The following is a 21,693-nucleotide window of genomic DNA, read 5'->3' on the forward strand; positions in this document are numbered from 1 at the left end:
TGGAACGGCCTGGTCGAAATCTCCTGGCCGGCGCCGGCGACGCCGATGACGACCGACTTGCCCCAGCCGCGATGCGAGGCTTCCAGCGCCTGGCGCATCACCTTGGTGTTGCCGGTGCAGTCGAATGTGTAGTCGGCGCCGCCGATCTGGTCGGCACCGCGTTTGGTCATGTTGACGAGGTGGGGGACGATGTCGCCCTCGATCTCCTTGGGGTTGACGAAATGCGTCATCCCGAAGCGCTCGCCCCATTCCTTCTTGTCGTTGTTCAAATCGACACCGATGATCATGTCGGCGCCGGCAAGCTTCAGGCCCTGGATGACGTTGAGGCCGATGCCGCCGAGGCCGAAGACGACCGCGGTCGCGCCTTGCTCGACCTTGGCGGTGTTGATGACGGCACCGATGCCGGTGGTGACGCCGCAGCCGATGTAGCAGATCTTGTCGAAGGGGGCGTCGGGGTTGACCTTGGCGACCGCGATCTCGGGCAGCACGGTGAAGTTGGAGAAGGTCGAGCAGCCCATGTAATGAAAGATCTTGTCCTTGCCGATCGAGAAGCGCGACGAGCCGTCGGGCATCAACCCTTGGCCTTGTGTCGCGCGGATGGCGGTACACAAATTGGTCTTTCTCGACAGGCAGGACGGGCACTGCCGGCATTCGGGCGTATAGAGTGGGATGACGTGGTCGCCCTTCTTGACCGAGGTGACACCCTTGCCGACATCGACCACTACGCCGGCGCCCTCATGGCCGAGAATGGCGGGAAACAACCCTTCGGGATCGGCGCCCGACAGCGTGAATTCGTCGGTATGGCAGATGCCGGTCGCCTTGATCTCGACAAGCACCTCGCCGTCGCGCGGTCCCTCGAGGTCGACCTCCATGATCTCCAGCGGCTTTCCGGCAGCGACAGCGACAGCGGCGCGGGTTTTCATCGGGCAATTCCTCCAAAGGCGATTTTTAGCTCAGGCTTTCAGGTTTTGGCCCGCTCTTCAACAGTCAGATGAGACGAAATCGCGGCTTTGTTGGCGCAGATAGCACACCGCTCGACAATCAGCCCCGGCTCGGCAGAGAGCGCGACGGTACGTCGGCAGGGGCGCCCTTCATCTCGTCCACTGCGGCACTTGAGACCTGGCGACATAGTCCATAGAACTGAGCCGTCTGCCGGAGGGGAATTCTGTCCGCATGTTCACCAAGATTCTGATCGCCAACCGTGGCGAGATCGCCTGCCGTGTCATCAGGACGGCGCGCAAGATGGGCATTGCCACGGTCGCGGTCTATTCCGATGCCGATCGCGATGCCGTGCATGTCGAGATGGCCGACGAGGCGGTGCATATCGGCCCGTCACCCGCCGCGCAGAGCTATCTCGTCCCCGAAAAGATCATCGCTGCCTGCAAGGCGAGCGGCGCCCAGGCCGTGCATCCCGGTTATGGGTTCCTGTCCGAGCGGGCCGCGTTCTGTGAAGCACTGGAAGCGGAAGGCATCGTCTTCATCGGCCCGAAGCCCAAGGCGATCAAGGCGATGGGCGACAAGATCGAATCGAAGAAATTCGCCAACGCCGCCAAAGTGTCGACGGTTCCGGGTTGGCTCGGCGTCATCGAGAATGCCGACCATGCGGAGAAGATCGCCGGCGAAATCGGCTACCCCGTGATGATCAAGGCTTCGGCCGGCGGCGGCGGCAAGGGCATGCGCATCGCCTGGGACCAGTCGGAAGTGCGCGACGGGTTCGACCGGGCGCGCTCGGAGGCGAAAAGCTCGTTCGGCGACGACCGCGTCTTCATCGAAAAGTTCGTTGTCGACCCGCGCCATATCGAGATCCAGGTGTTGGCCGACGCGCACGGCAACGCGCTCTATCTCGGCGAACGCGAATGCTCGATCCAGCGCCGCAACCAGAAGGTGGCGGAAGAGGCGCCGTCGCCATTCCTCGACGCCAAGACGCGCAAGGCGATGGGCGAGCAATCGGTGGCGCTGGCCAAGGCCGTCGACTACCAGAGCGCCGGCACGGTCGAATTCATCGTCGACAAGGACAAGAACTTCTATTTCCTTGAAATGAATACACGATTGCAGGTCGAGCATCCGGTGACGGAGCTTGTCACCGGCATCGACCTGGTCGAGCAGATGATCCGCGTCGCCGCCGGCGAGAAACTCGCCATCAAGCAGAGCGACGTGAAGCTGAACGGCTGGGCGGTTGAAAGCCGGCTCTACGCCGAGGATCCGTACCGCAATTTCCTGCCGTCGATCGGCCGGCTGACGCGCTACCGGCCGCCGGAGGAAGGACAGTTCGGCGACATCGTCATTCGTAACGACACCGGTGTCACCGAAGGCTCGGAAATCTCGATGTTCTACGATCCGATGCTGGCCAAGCTGTGCACCTGGGCGCCGACACGGCTTGAGGCAATAGACGCCATGTCGGAAGCGCTCGACAGCTTTGTCGTCGACGGCATCGAGCACAATATCCCGTTCCTGGCGGCGCTGATGCAGCATCCACGCTGGCGGGAAGGGGCGATATCGACTGGCTTCATCGCGGAGGAATATCCCGACGGTTTTGCCCCCGTCGTGCCGAACAGCGAGGAAAGGGCCGTGCTGGCATCGATCGTCACCGCGGTGGAACTGCTGCGCCGCGACCGTCTCGACCGGCTGGGCGGGCGGCTGGCGCCGCATTCGGGAGCGCTCAAGCGCGATTGGGTGGTGAAGATCGGCGAAGACTACCTGCTGGCGTCCATCCTCGGAGGCATGATCTCCATTCCGATGGAGATCGACCTGTCCATCGATGGTGGCAAGGCGCTGACCGTTTCGTCCGATTGGCGGCCGGGTGACCTCATCTGGCGCGGCATGGTAGGCAAGCGCAGGGTTGCGGCCCAGATACGGCCTGTCGCCAACGGCCTCCGCATCGCCTGGAAAGGCATGTCGGTGACCGCGCGCGCCATGTTGCCGCGCACCGCCGAATTGGAAAGGCTGATGCCGGCGAAGGTGGCGCCGGACACCTCGAAGCTGCTGCTCTGCCCGATGCCCGGGCTTGTCGTGTCCATTGCCGTTGCCGAAGGCCAGGAGGTCAAGGCCGGCGAGACCTTGGCCGTGGTCGAGGCGATGAAGATGGAAAACGTACTGCGCGCCGAGCGCGACCTCGTCGTGGCGAAACTCAACGCCAAGCCTGGCGATAGCCTGGCTGTCGACGCTGTGATCATGGAATTCGCCTGAGCGGGCTGGAAGCCTGTGGTCAGTAGTCGTTTGTGCTGGACTGGTATCGCCGGGTCCCGGACAATACATTTCCATCGACTCAAAGACCTTCGGCAGCGCGAGAAACCATGGCGGATGACAGACTTCCACGCGATCCCCTGAAGCGCGAGGCCGCGATCGCGGCCGCGCGGCCGGAGGTGCCGGCGCGGCCGTTCGTCCATCTTCGCGTGCATTCGGCCTATTCGCTGCTCGAGGGCGCGCTTCAGCTCGGCAAGATCGTTGGTCATGCCGTCAAGGACGAAGCGCCGGCCATCGCCGTCACCGACACCAACAATCTGTTTGGCGCCTTGGAGTTCGCTCAGAAGGCGGTGAAGGACGGCATCCAGCCGATCATCGGCTGCCAGATCGCGCTCGCTTTCTCCGGCGAAAACAGCGACGGCCAGCGCGACCGCCGTCGGCAAGGTCCCGATATGCGGCCGGTCGTGCTGATTGCGGCCACCGAAGCCGGCTATTCCAATCTGGTCCGGCTGGTTAGCCGCGTTTATCTCGAGACACCGCCCGGCGAAGCGGTGCACCTGACCACCGAAATGATGGACGGCCAATGTGACGGCTTGATTTGCCTCAGTGGCGGGCCGCGCGGTCCGATCGGCATAGCCCTGAAGGAAGATCGCCGCGATCTGGCCGAGGCACGCCTGCTCACGCTAAAGGCGATGTTCGGCGACCGTCTCTATGTCGAGCTGGACCGGGTTTCGGGTTATGATCGCATGATCGAGAAATACTCGATCGATCTCGCCTATGGCCACGAGCTTCCGCTTGTTGCCACCAACGAGGCCTTCTTCTCGTCGCGCGACGAGTATGAGGCGCACGATGCGTTGATCGCCATCGCGGAGGGTTCGGTCGTCGCCGTCGACACCCGCCGCCGGCTGTCGCCGGACAATTTCCTGCGCAGCCAGGCCGACATGGCGCAGCTGTTCGCCGACCTGCCGGAAGCCATCGACAACACGGTCGAGATCGCACTGCGCTGCTCCTACTATCCAAAAACCCGCAGCCCGATCCTGCCGCGTTTTACGGGCGGCGATGCCTCCGACAAGGACGCGGCCGAAAAGGCCGAGGCCGAGGAACTAGCCCGTCAGGCGCGCGAGGGGCTCGACGCACGGCTCGCCTTGCACGGACCGACCCCGGGCTACACGGTCGAGCAATATCGTGAGCGGCTCGAATTCGAGCTTGGCATCATCGAGAAGATGAAGTTCCCCGGCTACTTCCTGATCGTCGCCGACTTCATCAAATGGGCGAAGGCGCAAGGCATTCCGGTCGGGCCGGGGCGTGGTTCGGGCGCCGGTTCACTGGTCGCTTATTCCACCACCATCACCGACATCGATCCGCTGCGCTTCTCGCTGCTGTTCGAGCGCTTCCTCAATCCGGACCGCGTGTCGATGCCCGACTTCGACATCGACTTCTGCCAGGATCGCCGTGAAGAGGTGATCCGCTACGTCCAGCAGAAATACGGCCGCGACCAGGTCGGCCAGATCATCACTTTCGGTACGCTGCAGGCGCGCGCCGTGCTGCGCGACGTCGGCCGTGTTCTGCAGATGCCGTACGGCCAGGTCGACAAGCTGTCGAAGATGGTGCCGCAGAACCCGGCCAATCCGGTCAAGCTCGCCGACGCCATCGCCAACGAGCCGCGCTTCGCCGAGGAGGCGGAGAAGGAACCGATCGTCCAGACGTTGCTCGATATGGCGCAGAAGCTGGAGGGCCTCTATCGCCACGCCTCGACACACGCCGCCGGCATCGTCATCGGCGACAGACCTTTGTCGGAACTGGTGCCGATGTACCGGGATCCGCGCTCGGACATGCCTGTCACCCAGTTCAACATGAAATATGTCGAGCAGGCCGGGCTGGTGAAGTTCGACTTCCTCGGCCTGAAGACGCTGACGGTTCTGGAGACGGCGGTGAAGCTGATCCGTCGCCGTGGCATCGACATCGATCTGGCGACGATCCCGCTCGACGATCCCGACACCTACGCCATGCTGTCGCGCGGCGAGGTGGTTGGCGTGTTCCAGGTGGAAAGTGCCGGCATGCGCAAGGCGCTGATCGGCATGCGGCCCGACTGCATTGAGGACATCATTGCGCTGGTGGCTCTCTATCGGCCAGGCCCGATGGAGAACATCCCGACCTACAACGCCAGAAAGCACGGCGAGGAGGAGATGGCCTCGATCCATCCCAAGATCGACCATCTGGTGAAGGAGACTCAAGGCGTCATCGTCTACCAGGAACAGGTGATGCAGATCGCGCAGGAGCTGTCCGGCTATTCGCTCGGCGAAGCCGACCTTCTGCGCCGCGCCATGGGCAAGAAGATCCGCGCCGAGATGGACAAGCAGCGCGAACGCTTCGTCTCCGGCGCGGTCGAACGCGGCGTCGCAAAGCCACAAGCCGACTTCATTTTCGACTTGCTGGCCAAGTTCGCCGACTATGGTTTCAACAAGTCGCACGCCGCCGCCTACGCCGTCGTTTCCTACCAGACCGCGTATCTCAAGGCGCATTATCCGGTCGAGTTCCTGGCGGCGTCGATGACGCTCGACATGGGCAACACCGACAAGCTCGCCGACTTTCGCCAGGATGCGCTGCGCCTCGGCATCGAGGTCCTGGCGCCGTCGGTGATGACCAGCTTCCGTCCCTTCGAGGTCGGCGAGAACCGAATCTATTATTCCATGGCCGCCCTGAAGGGCGTCGGCGATGCGGCGGTGGAGCACATCGTCGCCGTTCGCGGCGAAAAGCCGTTCACGAGCCTGGCCGACTTCTGCGAGAGGGTCGACCCGAAGATCGTCGGCAAGCGGGTTTTCGAAAGCCTGATCATGGCCGGCGCGCTCGACTGCTTCGGCCATGATCGCGCCCAGATGATGGCTGGCGTCGAACGGATGATGGGGCTGGCGTCGCTCGCCCAGCAGAACGCCGTTTCGGGCCAGGCCGATATTTTCGGCGCCTCGCTCGGCGCCCAGTCGCAGGCGCTCAATCTGCCGGCGACCGATCCGTGGCTCGCCGCCGACCGGCTGCATCGCGAATTCCAGGTCGTCGGCTTCTATCTCTCGGCGCATCCGCTCGACGAGTACAAGGCGGCGCTGCAGAAGATGCGGGTACAGAACTGGGCGGAGTTCTCCGCTGCCGTCAAGCGTGGCGCTTCCGCCGGTCGGCTTGCCGGCACCGTTACCAGCAAGCAGGAGCGCAAGACACGCACCGGCAACAAGATGGGCGTGGTGGCCTTTTCCGATACTTCCGGCCAGTACGAGGCCGTGTTGTTTTCAGAAGGATTGGCTCAGTACCGCGATCTCCTCGAAGCCGGCCGCTCCGTCGTCATCACCGTCGCGGCGGAGGACAGGCCCGAGGGCGTCAACCTGCGCATCAACTCCGTGCAATCGCTGGAGGACGAGGCAAGCCGCATCCAGAAGGCGCTGCGCATTTTTGTCAGGAACGATGGGCCTGCCTCGATGATCCAATCCCAGCTTACTCAGCGCGGTGAAAGCCAGGTGAGCATCATCGTGATCAAGGACGAGGCGCAGGGCGAGGTCGAGATTGCCCTGAATGGCGGCTACCGTGTCTCGCCGCAGATCGCCTCGGCAATGCGCGCCGTACCCGGCGTGGTCGAAGTGGAACTGGTGTGATCTGCGCGCTTGCCAGGCGGCTACCCGCGGGAAAGCATCCGCAGTTCACGCCGTCGCAATCCGCATGAAAGGCACTGACAGCAGGGCACCGCAAGGTCTCTCCGCGATGGCGCGACTGCGCGACACGCTGCACAGGCTCTACCATGGGTGCTCGCCCGCCGCGTTCCGGTTCCAACTCGTGGCTGTCATCATCGACCTCGCCATTATCGCCTTCTTCATCGCCACACCGGTCATCCAGCAGTCGGCCTCGTTCCTGTGGCTGGATTATGCGGTAGCGGCCCTGGTCGTCGCCGATCTGGGTGCCAGGCTGCTGGCGTCGAACGACATGCTGCGCCTGATGAAGCAACCGACCTTCTGGGTGGATGCCTTCATCCTTCTGACGCTGTTGATGCCGACGGCGCTCGCAAATCTCGCCTTTCTGCGCATTCTGCGGCTGTGGTCGCTGTCGCGCAGCGGTTCGATCTGGCGACATTTCGAGATGCGCGGCCTGAGACCATGGCGCGAGGCAAGCCACGCTGTCATCAACCTGTTGACGTTTCTCTTCGTCATCACGGGCTTCGTCTACACGTTCTTTTTCCGCAATGGAGCTGGACTGGAAAACTATATCGATGCGCTTTACTTCACCGTCGCGACCGTGACGACTACCGGCTTCGGCGACATCGTGCTGCCGGGCATCGCCGGCAAGCTGACGGCGATCGTGACCATGATCATCGGTATATCGCTGTTCGTCAGGCTGGCGCAGGCGATCTTTCGGCCGGCCAAGGTGTTCTTCCCCTGTCCGCAATGCGGACTGCGGCGGCACGAGCCGGACGCCGTGCATTGCAAGGCCTGCGGTCAGGTTCTGAACATACCGAACGAGGGCGACTGATCGGCGGCGGGGTTACGAAGCGGCCACTTCCGCCGGCCTTGCCGGTTTCCGCTGAAGATTGAGCAGGTTGCCCATCAGGATGAGCAACGCGCCGCCGGCGGTGAAAGCGTCGATCTGCTCGCTGTAAAGCAGCCAGCCGATCAGAGCCGACAACGGCACGCGCAGGAAATCCATCGGCGAAATGACGGTGGCGTCGGCGTAGCCAAGCGCCCGGGCCATGCAGAAATGCGACGACATGCCGGAGAAGGCAATCAGCACGATCCACGGCCACAGTTCCAGCGGCGGGTTGCGCCACTCGTAAAGGGCTGGAACGAGGCCGACCACCGACTGGATGATCAGCATCCAGAAGATGATGCGCACGACGCTGTCCGTCCGCGTCAGCGACTTGACCATGACCACCGAGATGCCGAAGCAGACCGCGGCGCCGAGCACGACGAGATGGCCCGGATCGACCGAGCCCACACCGGGGCGAACGATGACCACCACGCCGATCAGGCCCAGCACGATCGCGGCAAGCTTTGGCCGGGACAGCTTTTCACCAAGAAAAGTCACCGCCAGGATAGCTGTCCAGATCGGCGTGGTGAATTCGATCGAGATCAGCACGGCCAGCGGAATCAAGGTCAATGCGTAGAGCCATGCCGCCTGCCCGGTATAGTGGATGACGTTTCGGGCGATATGGGCGAGGGGACGTCGCGTGCGCATCGCCGCAAATCCGCCGCTCGCAAACACTAGCGGCAAGAGGATGAGGAATCCGATCACCGAGCGCAATTCCAGCACCTGGAAGACGTTGAGTTCGGCCGTGGTGGCACGGCCCGCGACCGACATCGCCAGGAACGACGTGATCGACAGCGTCATCCAGAACGCGGCCTTGGGGATCGAAGGGGTAGGTGCCATGTCCGCTATGTCGCAAGCCGGGGTTTTTGCCGCAACCACTAGCTGCCCCATTTGAGTGGGCCAGAGATACCGGCGCGAAGTTTGCAACAGTCTTGTCGCGGGGGGAACCTGACATGGCAAGGTGCGTTGAGTCGCGGTACCCGCCTGAGCATCACCGATTGCCGTTTCACCCATCACAAGGAGACCTTCGATGTCACTCACGCGGTTCGTGCTTGCTGGATGCCTGCTCGTGGCGGCCACTGCCGCGCATGCGGACGACAGCAAGTTTCTCCAGTCCTTCCAGGGCAATTTCGCCGGCAAGGGAACCGTTCAGGTGACGACGCAGGCGCCAACGGTCAGCGTTTCCTGCACGTTCAAATCGGATGCGACATCGTCCTCGCTGTCGCTCGACGGCAACTGCCGCGGCCTGATCCTGGTGACGCGCGCTATCAGCGCTCGTCTGAAGGTCACCGGCGGAAAATACAGCGGCGTCTATGTGGGATCACGCACCGGACCGGCGCAGCTGAACGGACGCCGTTCAGGCAATGCGATAAACCTCGCCATCCGCTGGGCCAAGGAGGTCAATGGCGACCGCGCGGCGCAGCTTACCGTGCAGAAAAACGGGGCCGACGGCATTGTTTTGACCGTAGTCGACCGTGATCCCAAGACCGGCAAAAACGTGGTGACCAGCCGCATCGATCTTCGACGCAGCTGATCGGCCTCAATCTTCAAGGGGCTCGGGCGGATGGGCGTCGCGACCCCTGCCGAAGGTGTAGCCAGTTTCTACCGCCTTGCGGCCGAACTTGTCGCGCAACTCATCGATGGCGCCTTCGGCAATGGCGCGCTTGCGCGACTGGACATCGACCAGGTCGGGCGGGTCGGCCTTGTCGTCGTCGGAGAGATCGCTGACGCCGATGCCCAGCAATCGAAATTTCGTTCCGTCCGTCTCCTTGCGAAGAAGCTCCACGCCGGTTGAAAAGATGCGGTCCGCGAGCCGGGTGGGGTCGCCGAGCTGGCGGTTGCGCGTGCGTAGCTTGAAATCCTGGGTTTTCAGCTTCAGCACCACGGTGCGCCCGGCAATGCCTGACTTTTTCAGCCGCGCCGAGACCTTTTCCGAAAGGCCTCTCAGCACCGAGACAAGCTCGTCCAGCGACGCGATGTCGGTGTCGAAAGTGGTTTCGGCCGATATGCTCTTGGCGTCCTGGTCAGGATCGACGCGGCGGACATCCTCGCCGCGCGAAAGCCGGTAGAGCCGTTCGCCCATCACCCCATAGCGGCGCATCAGGTCGCCGCGCTCCATCTTCTGAAGCTGGCCGATTGTGCGGATGCCATCCTGTTCGAGCGTGGCGTTGAACGCCTTGCCGACACCCCAGATCATCGTCACCGGCTGCGTTGCCAGAAAGCCGACCGCCTCGGCCTCGCCAATGACGGAATAGCCGCGCGGTTTGCGGAAGTCGGACGCTATCTTGGCGAGAAACTTGCAATAGGACAGGCCGGCCGAAACAGTGATGCCGATTTCCTTCTCCACCGCCAGCGCGAAGCGCGCCAGCACCACTGCCGGCGGCAGACCATGCAGCCGCTCGGTGCCGGCGAGGTCGAGAAATGCCTCGTCGATCGACAGCGGCTCGACCAGCGGCGTCAACGCCTGCATCATGGCGCGCACCTCGCGGCCGACGGCCACGTATTTTTCCATGTTGGGCGCGATCACGACCGCCTCGGGGCAGGCCTCGAGCGCCTTGAACATCGGCATGGCGGAGCGCACGCCGCGGATGCGCGCGATGTAGCAGGCGGTGGAGACGACCCCGCGCTTGCCGCCGCCGATGATCAACGGCTTGTCCTTGAGCGCCGGGTTGTCACGCTTTTCGATGGCCGCGTAGAAGGCATCGCAATCGATATGGGCGAGGTGCAGCCGGTAAAGCTCGGGATGGCGGGCAAGGCGAGGGCTGCCGCAACGTTCGCAGCGGAGCGTTTCACCGCGCTGAAACGTCAGGCAGTCACGACAAAAACCGTGATCGGGATTGTTGACAGGAGCCGCCATCGCTGCGAACATAAAGAGAACAGATGCAATGGTACGACAGTGCAGGGCTAGCGACAAGCTTGGCCTGGGGAGAACGCATGAGCACGACCATAGTGCCGCTGGCGCCGGAGCTCTGGCCTGATTTCGAGGACCTTTTCGGCAAGCAGGGCGCCTGCTACGGCTGCTGGTGCACGCATTTCAGGCTGGCGCCGGCGGCGCGGCGCGAAAGCAGCCGTGAACGCAACAAGGATCACATCAAGGCGCGCATCGAAGCCGGTCCGCCGCCCGGCCTGCTGGCTTTCGAGGACGGCAAGGCGGTTGGCTGGATGCAGATCGGGCCACGCGCCGACGTGCCCGAGTGGAACAACAAGGGCCGGGGCTCGGCGCCGATCGATCCCGCCGACGCTTCCGATCCGGCCGTCTGGGCGATCTCCTGCTTTTTTATCCGTGCCAAGGCACGCGGCAGGGGCATCACGCATAGGCTCGTCGAAGGCGGCATCGATTTCGCGCGCAGGAACGGGGCACGGCTTATCGAGGCCTGTCCGATCGACCTGTCGCGCGATTCGCGTTCGATCGGCCTGTTTGTCGGCTCATCTGGGGTCTTCGAGAAGGCCGGGTTCGAGAGGCTTGTGGAACGCAAGGCCGGCCGACCGCTGATGCGGCTGGTGTTGTAAGGGAACTTCAGCTTGCGATTGCAACACAGTATTTCTAGAGCAAAGCGATTTTACTCATCCGGAAATAAGGGGGACTAAAGTGAAGCGTGTTCTGCCAGCTGTTCTTGGTTTTGCCCTGGTTGCGCCCGCCTGGGGGCAGACCGTCGACAATCGGGGCGCAAAGCAGCTTTCCGATAATCTGTCGCGCTATGTCGGGAAGCAAGTGCTCAGCGGAGGTATTTTGAAGGTTTCGGCCGTAGGCGATGCCTACAAGATTACCTTCGATTTGAAGGCGATCGCAGCCGGCTTGCCGAAACAGGATCCGCCGAAGTTCGATTTCCCGCCTTACACGCTGCTGGTCAAACCGCGCGGCGACGGTGGCTGGGACGTGTCCTCGGATTTTTCGACCAGCGGGTCAATCCAGATAGATGGCCCGAATGGTCAGACAAGCGCGCGGATCGTCATCAAGGATGGCAAGTTCACGGGTGTCTACGATCCTGAGCTGGCGGCATTTACCAAGGGCGACAGTTCGATAGCAGGCATGACGATGACGTCGCGCATGCCCAGGCAAGTAACGGAACTCGGCATCGGCTCGAGCACTTCCAAGTTCGGCGCCAGCAAGTCAGCGAACGGTGGTGTCGACCTCAAGGTGACGCGGGCGATAGCCGACTTGGTCGAAACGGTTAAAATCGACGACCGGGCCGTTGGAGCGATCAAAGCTTCGGACCTCGTCGTGGACGTAACCGCCAAAGCAATACGGACAAGGCCGTTCCTGGACCTGTTGGCGTTCGCCGTAGCCCATGAAGATGAGGCGCGGCTGAAAGCCGACCAGGCGGAGCTCAAAGCACTTCTGCTCGCCGCGCTGCCGCTCTGGGATCAGTTGGCCGGAACCTATTCGTTCAAGAACGTTGCCTTTGATACATACGCGGGCAATTGGGGCGCGGCGCAACTGAGCACCGCATTCGCGGCCGATGGCGTCGCCCAGAATGGTAAGCTCGATTACGCAATCAAAGCCTCTGGCTTGACCTTCCCCGAGGTCATACCCGGCTGGATCGCCGCAATACTTCCCACCGAGCTTGATCTGAAATTCGGCGGGTCCAACATTGACCTCGACAGCATGGCCAGAAAGACGATCGAGACATTCGATCTCGGCAAGAACCCGCCGCTGCCGGCGGGATTCCGCGATCAGATCAAGAACGACTTCATGGCCAACACACCGAAATTCATCGTCGGCCGCAGCGTCTTCAGGAATGGCGGCACGGAGATCGCGATGGAGGGCGAGATGACCTTCCCCGGCCAGAAGCCAGATGCAACCATGACCATCGACGTCGCGGGCTACGACAAGATCGTTGCGGCCCTGCAGACGGCGGCCAAAACCGAACCAGAAGCGGCACAATATTTCCCATTCGCATTGGCCGTCAAAGGATTTGCCAAGACGTTGCCGGACGGCAGGATGGAGTGGGTCATCAATGCCAAGCCCGACGGCTCCGTGGTGGTCAATGGCGCCATGTTGAAGCCGGCCGATCCGGCTGTGGACGATAGCGGTGGGGGCGGGGCGAAACTGAATCCTTGATTCTGCAGCGGTGCCAGATTGTGCGGCTGGTCGACGACCCCTCCGCCGCGCCAAATGCGGCCGCGGTTGAAGCCGATTGCCCTACTGTCATCGTCTTGCAGTCGTGATGGTATTTCCCTACCAGAGATACGAAGCGATTTTGCCTTTCGACCGAACGGAGAAGTCCCGTGAACCGTATGTTGCCAATTGCCTTTACCGCGCTTCTGCTCAGCGCGCCTGCTTTCGGCCAGACCGTCGACAGCCAGGGCGCCAAGCAATTGTCCGATGACCTGTCGCGCTATGTCGGTAAACAGGCGCTCGACAAGGGTATCCTGAAAGTTTCGGCCGAAGGCGACGCCTACAGGATCGTGTTTGATTTCAAGGCGCTGGCCAGCAGCTTCCCCAACCAGAAGCTGGTGAAATTCGACTTTGCGCCCTACGCCCTGCTGGTCAAGCCGCGCAGCGACGGATCCTGGGATGTCTCTATGGACTTTTCACAGAGCGCCTCCTTTGAGTTCAACGGCCCTGAGGGAAAGCAAAGCACGCGGTTTTCGATCAAGGACGGCAAGGGCAGCGGCGTCTACGATCCCAAGCTGGCGGCCTTCACTAGCGCCACAAGCTCGATTGCCGGGATGACGATGTCGTCGCAGGACGCCAAGCAGCAGATGGATGCGAGCGCCGGTGCCGGCAGCGCGACCCTGTCGGCGACCAAGGCGGCCAATGGCGGCGTGGATTTTACGACGACGCAAAAGATTTCGAACTTCGTCGAAGCGATAAAATTCAATGATCCCGAGAGCGGGCTGAATTTTCCCGTTACCGTGAAGTCGCCGGAATTTTCTGTGGAGGCCAGCGGCAAGGGCGTGCAGACCAAGCCGCTGCTCGATCTCCTGGCGTTTGCCGTGGCCAATGAGGACGAAAAGACGCTGAAGGCAAACCAGGCGCAGCTCAAGTCGCTTCTGCTTGCAGCACTTCCGGTGTGGGAGCGTATCGACGGAACCTACGGCTTCAAGGATTTCGGGGTCGACAGCCCGATCGGCACGTTCGGCGCGACCCAGCTCGGCATAACGTTCGGTTCCGACGGCGTCGCCCAGAACGGCAAGATCAGCTATGGCATCAAGGCTTCGGGGCTGACCGTGCCGCAGCAGCTCTTGCCGAGCTGGAGCGTGGCACTGCTGCCTACCGATATCGACCTGAACTTCGGCGGCGCCAACATCGATCTGGACAGCATGGCGAAGAAGGCGATCGAAACCTTTGATCTCAATCGGGATCCGCCGCTCTCAGCAGAGTTCGGAGACCAGCTCAAGGCCGACTTCCTGGCCAAGGCGCCGAAGGTCGTCATTGGCCATAGCACCGTGAAGAACAAGGACATGGAGATTGCGCTGGAAGGTGAGATGACAAGCTTCGGCCAGAAACCCGATGCAAATCTGACCGTCGACGTGGCCGGCTTCGACAAGATCATGGAGCATCTGCAGGAAGCGGCGAAGGCGGAGCCGGAGGTCGGGCAGTACGTGCCCGTCGCTCTCATGGCGAAGGGTTTTGCCAAGACGCTGCCGGACGGCAAGCTGGAATGGGCTATCAACACCAAGGCCGACGGCTCGGTCACCGTCAACGGCGTCATGCTGAAGCCCGCTGATCCGGCGGCGGATGACAAAGTCGATGGCGGTGACGGCGCGGACGATGACAACGGCGGCAGCGGTAATGGCGGCAGCGCTAACGGCGGGGCAGGGGCGAAACTCAATCCTTGAGGGTTCTGTCCTCGAGCAATTCCAGGAAAAGCGTGAAGCGGTTTTCCTGGAATTGCGTCAAAGCGACTGAAGTCCTAGCGCGCCAGTGATCTTCGGCGATGCTTCGTGCCAGTCCTGGACGACGATGACATCGTCCGGGACCGATGGCAGGAACGCGCGCAGCGAATTGTCGGCCATCAGGTGGAAAAGATTTGCGTCGGCGACCGATTCCCGCACCGAAGCCAGGTTGGCTGGCTGGTCGTCGACGAAGACCACCGGCCTGCCGCTCTTGCCGCGCAGCTTGGCCACCGCCGGCCCCTTGGCCATTTCGGTGGTCAGCAGAGGATAGGCTAGCCCAAGTGCGTCGAGATGCGCCCGGCGCACGGCGCGATGCCTGTGCGGCATGGCCGTCAGCAGTATGATTTCCGCGCGGTCCCCAAGCCCGGTCAGGGCTTCCGCGGCTCCGTCGGTGATGCTCTGCCAATCGGCTTGCGCGTCGAAGAAATCGCCCAGGAGTGCCGTGACTTCGGATTGCTCGATCAGCCGACCGCTGGCCGTTTCGGCAATGTTGCCGGTCAGTCGGAAGGAAGCCAGTGTCAGGCCGTAGCCGCGCGCCTTGAGGAAATGCGGAAACGGGCGGATGAATTCGAGCACCACATCGTCGACATCGAGCACCAGCAGCGGCCGGTCGTCGGCCGCGAGCTCCTCGATCTGGCGTGCGGTTTCGGGATCATCGCTCATGTGGAACGCTCGTGATTGTCATCGCCAGTCGGCAAGGCGCGCAACGCCTTGCCGATAGCGGCTGGTGGCGTGCCGGTTTCCTCGGCGAAGCGCATCAAAGTCGGCTCGTGGGCCAGAATGAACTGCAGGACGCCGGCCAGGAAACCCGGCTCGCCGGCCGCCCGGCGGATCGAATGCGCCTCTATTCCCGTGACCGCCAGAAAGCGCGGTAAAAGCTCGGGATCGGCGGCAACGAAGCCCAATGCCTTCACGGCAATGGTTTCCGCCTCTTCGCGCATTGACGCTGCGTTTGCCATCACTACCTTCGGTGTGTGGAATGAGTCTCTCCCGCAGTAATGGCAAGAGTTGCTTGCGGCAAGCCATTAGAGTGTTGCGCGCCCTTTGGACGCGCGGGGGCGAGGCGGAATTCGTGCTGCTTTGCAGGCCCCGGGTTTCCGTTTCGTCAATCATATTGCCGTATAGTGAAGCAGGGTTTGGTGCGTTCAAGGAAAGAGCGCATGACGGCACCTCCAGTGGAGGAAGGCCGGGACGGGATGTCGATGCCTAAGAAGGTCATGATCGTCGAGGACAATGAGCTCAATATGAAGCTCTTTCGGGACCTCATCGAAGCCAGCGGTTACGAGACGGTGCGCACCCGCAACGGTCTGGAGGCGCTCGACCTGGCGCGCCAGCACCGGCCGGACCTCATCCTCATGGACATCCAACTGCCCGAAGTGTCGGGGCTGGAAGTGACCAAGTGGCTGAAGGAAGACGACGATTTGCACGTCATCCCGGTCATAGCGGTAACCGCCTTCGCGATGAAAGGCGACGAGGAACGCATCCGCCAGGGCGGCTGCGAGGCCTATATTTCGAAGCCGATCTCGGTGCCGCGTTTCATCGAAACCATCAAATCCTATCTGGGCGATGCCTGATGCGCCCTTCCAGCCGAGCCGGAGCCTTGTGAAATGACCGCGCGGATCCTCGTCGTAGACGACATCCCTGCCAATGTGAGGCTGCTGGAGGTCCGGCTGCTGGCCGAATATTTCGAGGTGCTGACCGCCACCAACGGGCCCGATGCGATCGAGACCTGCGAGAACGGCAAGGTCGATGTCGTGCTGCTCGACGTGATGATGCCAGAGATGGATGGGTTCGAGGTCTGCCGGCGGCTGAAGAGCGATCCGGCGACGTCGCACATCCCGGTGGTGATGATCACCGCGCTCGACCAGGTCTCTGACCGCGTGCGCGGGCTGGAGGCTGGCGCCGACGATTTCCTGACCAAGCCGGTCAACGACCTGCAACTGATGACGCGCGTCAAGAGCCTTGTGCGCCTTAAGTCGCTGACCGATGAGCTTCGGCTGCGCGCCTCGACGACACGCAACATCGGCATCGAAGAACTTTTGAGCCGCAATTTCGCGTCCGAGGACACGGTGCCGAAAGTGCTTCTGATCGACGAGCGCAAATCGTCGGTCGAGCGCATCCAGAAGATGCTGCGCGACCGTGCCGACCTCGACGTCACCGGCGATCCGCATGCGGGATTCTTCCAGGCCGCCGAAACGCCCTATGAATGCGTGATGATCTCGACGGCCTTCGCCGATTTCGATCCGCTCAGGCTCTGCTCGCAACTGCGCTCGCTCGACCGCACCCGTTTCGTGCCGATCATCCTGCTGGCGGAGGAGGGCGAGGAGGAACGCATCATCCGTGGCCTCGAACTTGGCATCAACGACTATCTGATGCGGCCGATCGACCAGCAGGAACTGACAGCGCGGCTTCGCACCCAGGTGCGCCGCAAGCGCTACAACGACCAATTGCGCGCCAGCGTCACGCAGACCATCGAAATGGCCGTGACCGACGGCCTGACCGGTCTGCACAACCGCCGCTATCTCGACAGCCACCTGCAGACGCTGTTCGACCGCGCCGTGGCGCGGCGACGGCCGCTGTCGGTGATGATCACCGATCTCGACCGCTTCAAGTCAATCAATGACACGCACGGCCATGACGGCGGCGACGATGTGCTGCGCGAATTCGCACGGCGGCTGCGCAAGAACGTCAGGGGTATCGACCTTGCCTGCCGGTTCGGTGGCGAGGAGTTCGTGGTGGTGATGCCCGACACCGACGGCACCGTGGCCGAGAAGGTGGCCGAACGCATCCGTGCCGAAATCGCTCAGATGCCGTTCGCCATCGGTACCGATGGCAAGACGATCGAGGTCACCATCAGCGTTGGCGTGTCATCGGTGCTGAAAGGCGTGGATACGGCGGCGGCGCTGATGAAGCGCGCCGATCTCGCTCTCTACGAAGCCAAGAGCGGCGGCCGCAACCGCGTCGTCGCCAAGGCGGCCTGACGGTCCGGGCCCGATTATCGGGTCAACCCAACAGGGTTACCCATTTACCTTAATCCAAGCGATTCGCGAGCCTTGGTTAAGAAACTGTTGATTTTTATAAGCTCTTGCGCAAATGTGCAGGCCAAGACGAAGCCGGCACGAGGGTAGATAGCCGGCTCGATCCCTAGAAATACCCCATGATGCTCAGGTCCGCCGCATCTCCTGGGTCCGTGGGGTCGGCCGGCCGGCGCTGGCACATAGTGGCCTCCTCGTACCGCTGCCAAACGCCGACCGGCCCCCTTTGTCCGCTATGACATTAGGAATCTGCGTCAAGCTCCGAAAGTGCCGGGGCTTTTTTGTGCGCGGCAGGATCTGAAGAACGCTTCCTGGCTTGTAACGGCTTCCGTTGCACCTCGCGCGCCGTTACTTCGCAACGCCGCAACTTTTCACTGCCGTACAAAAAGGGGAAGGAGAGAAGCTATCCCCTCCCTTTCATAGATATGGCGCACAAGGGGGTTGCGGCAAGATCCGACTGTTCCCGTAAAACCACAGTCCAGTTTAACGGAAACGGGGGTGGCGAATGCCGGAATTGTTGCCAGGAGGCCAAGTGCGTCGGGACCACGCGGTGGTGATCGCCGGAGGCGGTCCGACCGGGTTGATGCTGGCGGGTGAACTTGCATTGGCAGGCGTCGATGCGGCCATTGTCGAGCGGCGCCCGAACCAGGAAATCATCGGTTCGCGCGCGGGTGGCCTGCACGCACGCACCATCGAGGTTCTCGACCAGCGCGGAATTGCCGACCGGTTCCTATCGCAGGGACAGCTGTCGCCGTCGGTGGGCTTCCACATGATCCGATTGGACATCAGCGATTTTCCTACACGGCACAACTATCTGCTGGCGCTACGGCAAAACCATATCGAGCGGATATTGGCCGACTGGATCAGCGAGCTAGGGGTGCCGATCTATCGCGGACAGGACGTCAGGGGCTCCGCACAGGATGATGGTGGCGTCGACGTCGATCTGTCCGGTGGCCAGTGCCTGAGAGCGGACTATCTCGTCGGCTGCGACGGCGGACGCAGCACGATCCGCAAGGCGGCGGGCATCCCGTTCGACGGATGGGACCCGACGATGAGCTGGATGATCGCCGAGGTCGAGATGGCACAGGAACCGACATGGGGGTTTCGCAGCGACGCCTGCGGTATCCATGCGATAGGCAAGATTGAGGAAAGCGGCCGAGTGGGTGTCGTGCTAACCGAGAGGGAACTGATCATCGGTGGCGAACCGACACTGCGCGACCTCAGCGAGGCGCTCGTAGCTGTCTACGGCACCGACTACGGGGTGCACAGTCCGACCTGGATTTCCCGGTTCACCGACATGACGCGCCAGGCTGCCGCTTACCGCGACAGACGTATTCTGCTGGTTGGCGATGCCGCGCACATCCATCCGCCGATGGGCGGACAGGGCCTCAACATCGGCGTGCAGGACGCGGTAAACCTCGGATGGAAATTGGCCCAGGTGGTCAAGCTGGTATCGCCGGAGAGCCTGCTCGACAGCTACCATGCCGAGCGCCATCCGGTCGCTGCCCGCGTGCTGCGCAACGCGCTGACGCAGGTTGCGCTTCGTCGCAGGGACGCACGCACCAAGGCATTGAGCGATACCTTTACCGAGCTGCTTGGTATGGAAGAGCCACGCAAACGGATCGCTGCGGAGATGTCCGGCCTGGGTGTCCACTACGACCTGGGCGAAGGGCATCCACTGCTTGGGCGGCGAATGCCCGACCTCGATCTCGTCACCGCCGATGGCCCGTTGCGGCTGTTTACCTTGCTGCACGACGCGTGGCCGCTGCTCCTCAATCTGGGTGGGCCATGCAGGCTGGACATTGCACCCTGGGCCGACCGGATCCGGCAGATCGATGCCGGGTATGCCGGTCTCTGGGAGCTTCCTGTACTTGGAACGGTCGCTGCGCCCGACGTGGTCTTGATCCGCCCAGATGGATATGTGGCCTGGGTTGGAGTTGGGACCCAACAGGGATTGGCCGAGTCGCTGACCAGATGGTTCGGACCGGCTGCCGCGGCCAGTATCCTTCCGAACACGGCGCTTCACAGCCTTCCACAGGCCGACGGCTGGCTGCCTCCTGACAAGCGGTTGACAGGAGGTCCTATCCATGCAGAATTGGTTGGACCATTGGACCACTTGGAGGAAGTGTGGACCAGAACAGCCTGCCACCCATTCAGACGACGGCGCGCGACGACGCCGTGCTGAAGGCATTGGTAGGCTTTGTCCTTGCCGAGGCCTTGCAGCCTGGTGAGCGACTGCCGACCGAACGCATCCTTTCCGAGCGGCTGAAGGTCAGCCGCAACACGGTGCGCGAAGCGCTGACGCGGTGGGAGGGGCTTGGTCTGGTCGAACGCCGGCAAGGCAGCGGCACTTATCTCAAGGCGGCCGTCTCGCCTGATATGCTGCATCTGCCGCTGACGCTGGCGGGCGGCAATGACTTCACCAGCCTGATGCAGACACTGGAAATCCGCCGGGCACTGGAAGCGGAAGCGGCGGCGTTGTGCGCCGAGCGGGCAAGCCCCGCCGACATTGCCGAGATCGAAAGCAAGCTCGACATCATGGAGCAGGCGTTTCGCACCCTTGACGGCATGTCGTCGGAAGAGGACTGGGAATTCCACCAGGCGATCTACCGGGTCTCAGGCAATCCGCTGTTCGAGCAGATCATCGCCGCCATGCATGAACTGTTCCATCGCTTCTGGGAGCATCCGCTCGGTGTGCGCGATTTCGGCCATGCCAGCTTTCCCTATCACCGCACCATCTACGAACGCATCGCTGCGCGTGATCCGCAAGGCGCGCGCGACGAGGCGCTGAAGCTCATCGCCACCGTCGAAGATGACCTGAAGCGCGGTGCGGCCAAACTCAAACTTTCGGACCTGAGATGAACGAGCACCCAGCCAGTTTCGACCATGATTATCTTGCCGAGGCGGCGACGCTGTTGGCGCATGACGAACCGTTCCCAGGCGGCGCTGTCGTGCCACCGATCTACCAGACCTCGCTGTTCACCTTCGCCAACTATGCCGAAATGGCCGATACGTTTGCCGGCAAACGAAAGCAGCCGATCTATTCGCGCGGCGACAATCCGACGGTCATGGAGTTCGAAGCGCGTGTCGCCGCACTCGAAGGCGCCGAGGCCGCGCGCGGCTTCTCCAGCGGCATGGCGGCGATAAGCGCCACAGTGCTTGCCTTCGTCGGGGCTGGCGAGCGCATCGTTGCGGTACGCAACTGCTATGGCGATGCCTACCGGCTGTTCGAGCGGCTCCTGCCGCGGCTCAACATCAAGGTCGATTATGTCGACGGCTCGGATCCGGATGCGGTTGCGGCGGCACTTCCCGGCGCCAAGCTGCTTTATCTGGAAAGCCCGACCTCGATGATGTTCGAGCTCCAGGACCTGCCGCATCTGACCCGGCTGGCTCGGGAACAGGGAATCGTCACCACCATCGACAATTCCTGGGCGACGCCGGTGTTTCAGAAGCCGATCTCGCACGGCGTCGATCTCGTGCTGCACTCGGCCTCGAAATATCTCGGTGGTCACAGCGATACGGTCGCCGGCGTGGTGGCAGGTTCGGCCGCGCACGTCAAACACATCAACGAGCAGACCTATTCCTATCTGGGCGGCAAGCTGTCGCCTTTCGAGGCCTGGCTTTTGCTGCGCGGGTTGCGCACGCTGCCGCTGCGCCTGCCGCACCACATGAAGAGCGGGCTCACCATAGCCGAGCGGCTGAAGGCGCATGGCAATGTCGAGCGGGTCAACCACCCCGCCTATTCCAATCATCCGGGCAAGGCGACGCTTGCCGGCTATGGCGGGTTGTTCTCGTTCGAGGTGACGGACGATATCGACATTCCCGTCTTCGTCGACGCGTTGAAATATTTCCGCATCGGCGTCAGCTGGGGCGGTCATGAAAGCCTGGTCGTGCCGGCCAAGGCGTCGCTGGAGCAGACGCCGGGACTGAATTCGATGGCGCGCTTCGGCGTCAGCCCCCGAACCATCCGCTTCAATGTCGGATTGGAAAGTGTCGAGGATCTCTGGGCGGATGTCGCCCAGGCCTTCGAAAAAGCCAGAAAATAACAAGCGGGTTCAAAATGGGAGTCTTG

At 62.4% G+C, this 21,693-nt stretch carries 17 protein-coding genes; 12 read left to right on the plus strand and 5 right to left on the minus strand.

Going from position 1 to position 21,693, the window contains the following annotated elements; all coding sequences use genetic code 11:
* The coding region (locus tag C7I87_RS13350; RefSeq protein ID WP_149904665.1) for an alcohol dehydrogenase catalytic domain-containing protein at positions 1 to 923 on the minus strand (923 nt) is incomplete at its 3' end.
* Positions 924 to 1,173: 250 nt separating this feature from the next.
* On the opposite strand from C7I87_RS13350, the gene C7I87_RS13355 reads away from it, so the two are divergent.
* The 3 genes from C7I87_RS13355 (at position 1,174) to C7I87_RS13365 (ending at position 7,689) form a co-directional block, all read left to right on the plus strand.
* On the plus strand, positions 1,174 to 3,186 hold the full coding sequence (locus C7I87_RS13355; protein WP_149904666.1) for an acetyl-CoA carboxylase biotin carboxylase subunit: 2,013 nt from the start codon (positions 1,174 to 1,176) through the stop codon (positions 3,184 to 3,186).
* A gap of 107 nt (positions 3,187 to 3,293) precedes the next feature.
* Positions 3,294 to 6,821, plus strand: a complete 3,528-nt coding sequence (gene dnaE / locus C7I87_RS13360) for a DNA polymerase III subunit alpha (protein ID WP_149904667.1) — start codon at positions 3,294 to 3,296, stop codon at positions 6,819 to 6,821.
* A gap of 64 nt (positions 6,822 to 6,885) precedes the next feature.
* On the plus strand, positions 6,886 to 7,689 hold the full coding sequence (locus C7I87_RS13365; RefSeq protein WP_149904668.1) for a potassium channel family protein: 804 nt from the start codon (positions 6,886 to 6,888) through the stop codon (positions 7,687 to 7,689).
* Positions 7,690 to 7,701: 12 nt separating this feature from the next.
* Here the strand turns inward: C7I87_RS13365 and C7I87_RS13370 are convergent, their stop codons facing one another.
* Positions 7,702 to 8,583: a DMT family transporter gene (locus tag C7I87_RS13370; protein WP_149904669.1), complete on the minus strand. Its 882-nt coding sequence runs from the start codon at positions 8,581 to 8,583 to the stop codon at positions 7,702 to 7,704.
* 190 nt (positions 8,584 to 8,773) lie between these two features.
* Here C7I87_RS13370 and C7I87_RS13375 point away from each other — a divergent pair, with 190 nt between their 5' ends.
* Complete coding sequence (locus C7I87_RS13375; RefSeq protein ID WP_149904670.1) at positions 8,774 to 9,277, plus strand: hypothetical protein; 504 nt, start codon at positions 8,774 to 8,776, stop codon at positions 9,275 to 9,277.
* Positions 9,278 to 9,283: 6 nt separating this feature from the next.
* Here C7I87_RS13375 and C7I87_RS13380 read toward each other — a convergent pair whose 3' ends face one another.
* A complete protein-coding gene (locus C7I87_RS13380; RefSeq protein ID WP_149904671.1) occupies positions 9,284 to 10,612 on the minus strand; it encodes a DNA polymerase IV in 1,329 nt (442 codons plus the stop codon).
* A 65-nt stretch (positions 10,613 to 10,677) separates the two neighbouring features.
* Between C7I87_RS13380 and C7I87_RS13385 the strand changes: the two genes are divergently transcribed.
* From C7I87_RS13385 to C7I87_RS13395, 3 genes are all read left to right on the plus strand, one after another.
* Positions 10,678 to 11,253, plus strand: a complete 576-nt coding sequence (locus C7I87_RS13385; protein WP_149904672.1) for a GNAT family N-acetyltransferase — start codon at positions 10,678 to 10,680, stop codon at positions 11,251 to 11,253.
* 79 nt (positions 11,254 to 11,332) lie between these two features.
* Complete coding sequence (locus C7I87_RS13390; RefSeq protein WP_149904673.1) at positions 11,333 to 12,805, plus strand: hypothetical protein; 1,473 nt, start codon at positions 11,333 to 11,335, stop codon at positions 12,803 to 12,805.
* Positions 12,806 to 12,981: 176 nt separating this feature from the next.
* Positions 12,982 to 14,529 carry a hypothetical protein gene (locus C7I87_RS13395; protein ID WP_246696277.1) on the plus strand — a complete coding sequence of 516 codons (1,548 nt, stop codon included), beginning with the start codon at positions 12,982 to 12,984 and terminating at the stop codon, positions 14,527 to 14,529.
* 57 nt (positions 14,530 to 14,586) lie between these two features.
* Here C7I87_RS13395 and C7I87_RS13400 read toward each other — a convergent pair whose 3' ends face one another.
* Together C7I87_RS13400 and C7I87_RS13405 are read right to left on the minus strand one after the other, a co-directional pair.
* Complete coding sequence (locus tag C7I87_RS13400) at positions 14,587 to 15,249, minus strand: hypothetical protein (RefSeq protein ID WP_149904675.1); 663 nt, start codon at positions 15,247 to 15,249, stop codon at positions 14,587 to 14,589.
* Complete coding sequence (locus C7I87_RS13405; protein ID WP_149904676.1) at positions 15,246 to 15,545, minus strand: DUF3572 domain-containing protein; 300 nt, start codon at positions 15,543 to 15,545, stop codon at positions 15,246 to 15,248. Before C7I87_RS13405 ends, C7I87_RS13400 begins: the two co-directional genes overlap by 4 nt.
* A 201-nt stretch (positions 15,546 to 15,746) precedes the next feature.
* Between C7I87_RS13405 and C7I87_RS13410 the strand changes: the two genes are divergently transcribed.
* The 5 genes from C7I87_RS13410 to C7I87_RS13435 all read left to right on the plus strand — a co-directional run bounded on the left by C7I87_RS13410 (position 15,747) and on the right by C7I87_RS13435 (position 21,667).
* The gene (locus C7I87_RS13410) at positions 15,747 to 16,160 is read left to right on the plus strand and encodes a response regulator (protein ID WP_281409053.1); all 414 of its coding nucleotides are present in this window, start codon (positions 15,747 to 15,749) and stop codon (positions 16,158 to 16,160) included.
* A 33-nt stretch (positions 16,161 to 16,193) separates the two neighbouring features.
* Positions 16,194 to 17,567, plus strand: a complete 1,374-nt coding sequence (locus C7I87_RS13415) for a PleD family two-component system response regulator (RefSeq protein ID WP_149904677.1) — start codon at positions 16,194 to 16,196, stop codon at positions 17,565 to 17,567.
* A gap of 559 nt (positions 17,568 to 18,126) precedes the next feature.
* Complete coding sequence (locus C7I87_RS13425; protein ID WP_246696268.1) at positions 18,127 to 19,806, plus strand: FAD-dependent monooxygenase; 1,680 nt, start codon at positions 18,127 to 18,129, stop codon at positions 19,804 to 19,806.
* On the plus strand, positions 19,749 to 20,483 hold the full coding sequence (locus C7I87_RS13430; protein ID WP_149904678.1) for a FadR/GntR family transcriptional regulator: 735 nt from the start codon (positions 19,749 to 19,751) through the stop codon (positions 20,481 to 20,483). Before C7I87_RS13425 ends, C7I87_RS13430 begins: the two co-directional genes overlap by 58 nt.
* Entirely contained in the window at positions 20,480 to 21,667 is a 1,188-nt protein-coding gene (locus C7I87_RS13435) for a PLP-dependent transferase (protein ID WP_149904679.1), read from the plus strand. Before C7I87_RS13430 ends, C7I87_RS13435 begins: the two co-directional genes overlap by 4 nt.
* The last annotated feature ends 26 nt before the right edge of the window (positions 21,668 to 21,693 follow it).

It is taken from the genome of Mesorhizobium sp. SARCC-RB16n (assembly GCF_008520305.1).
GTDB lineage: Bacteria > Pseudomonadota > Alphaproteobacteria > Rhizobiales > Rhizobiaceae > Mesorhizobium.

Bases quoted from the DNA above. Each gene is read 5' to 3' on its own strand.
- C7I87_RS13385 (WP_149904672.1), top strand. From the start codon at position 10,678: ATGAGCACGACCATAGTGCCGCTGGCGCCGGAGCTCTGGCCTGATTTC.
- C7I87_RS13355 (WP_149904666.1), top strand. From the start codon at position 1,174: ATGTTCACCAAGATTCTGATCGCCAACCGTGGCGAGATCGCCTGCCGT.
- C7I87_RS13370 (WP_149904669.1), bottom strand. From the start codon at position 8,583: ATGGCACCTACCCCTTCGATCCCCAAGGCCGCGTTCTGGATGACGCTG.
- C7I87_RS13395 (WP_246696277.1), top strand. From the start codon at position 12,982: ATGTTGCCAATTGCCTTTACCGCGCTTCTGCTCAGCGCGCCTGCTTTC.
- C7I87_RS13400 (WP_149904675.1), bottom strand. From the start codon at position 15,249: ATGAGCGATGATCCCGAAACCGCACGCCAGATCGAGGAGCTCGCGGCC.
- C7I87_RS13365 (WP_149904668.1), top strand. From the start codon at position 6,886: ATGAAAGGCACTGACAGCAGGGCACCGCAAGGTCTCTCCGCGATGGCG.
- C7I87_RS13425 (WP_246696268.1), top strand. From the start codon at position 18,127: ATGCCGGAATTGTTGCCAGGAGGCCAAGTGCGTCGGGACCACGCGGTG.
- C7I87_RS13410 (WP_281409053.1), top strand. From the start codon at position 15,747: ATGACGGCACCTCCAGTGGAGGAAGGCCGGGACGGGATGTCGATGCCT.
- C7I87_RS13375 (WP_149904670.1), top strand. From the start codon at position 8,774: ATGTCACTCACGCGGTTCGTGCTTGCTGGATGCCTGCTCGTGGCGGCC.
- dnaE (WP_149904667.1), top strand. From the start codon at position 3,294: ATGGCGGATGACAGACTTCCACGCGATCCCCTGAAGCGCGAGGCCGCG.
- C7I87_RS13405 (WP_149904676.1), bottom strand. From the start codon at position 15,545: ATGGCAAACGCAGCGTCAATGCGCGAAGAGGCGGAAACCATTGCCGTG.
- C7I87_RS13415 (WP_149904677.1), top strand. From the start codon at position 16,194: ATGACCGCGCGGATCCTCGTCGTAGACGACATCCCTGCCAATGTGAGG.
- C7I87_RS13435 (WP_149904679.1), top strand. From the start codon at position 20,480: ATGAACGAGCACCCAGCCAGTTTCGACCATGATTATCTTGCCGAGGCG.
- C7I87_RS13380 (WP_149904671.1), bottom strand. From the start codon at position 10,612: ATGTTCGCAGCGATGGCGGCTCCTGTCAACAATCCCGATCACGGTTTT.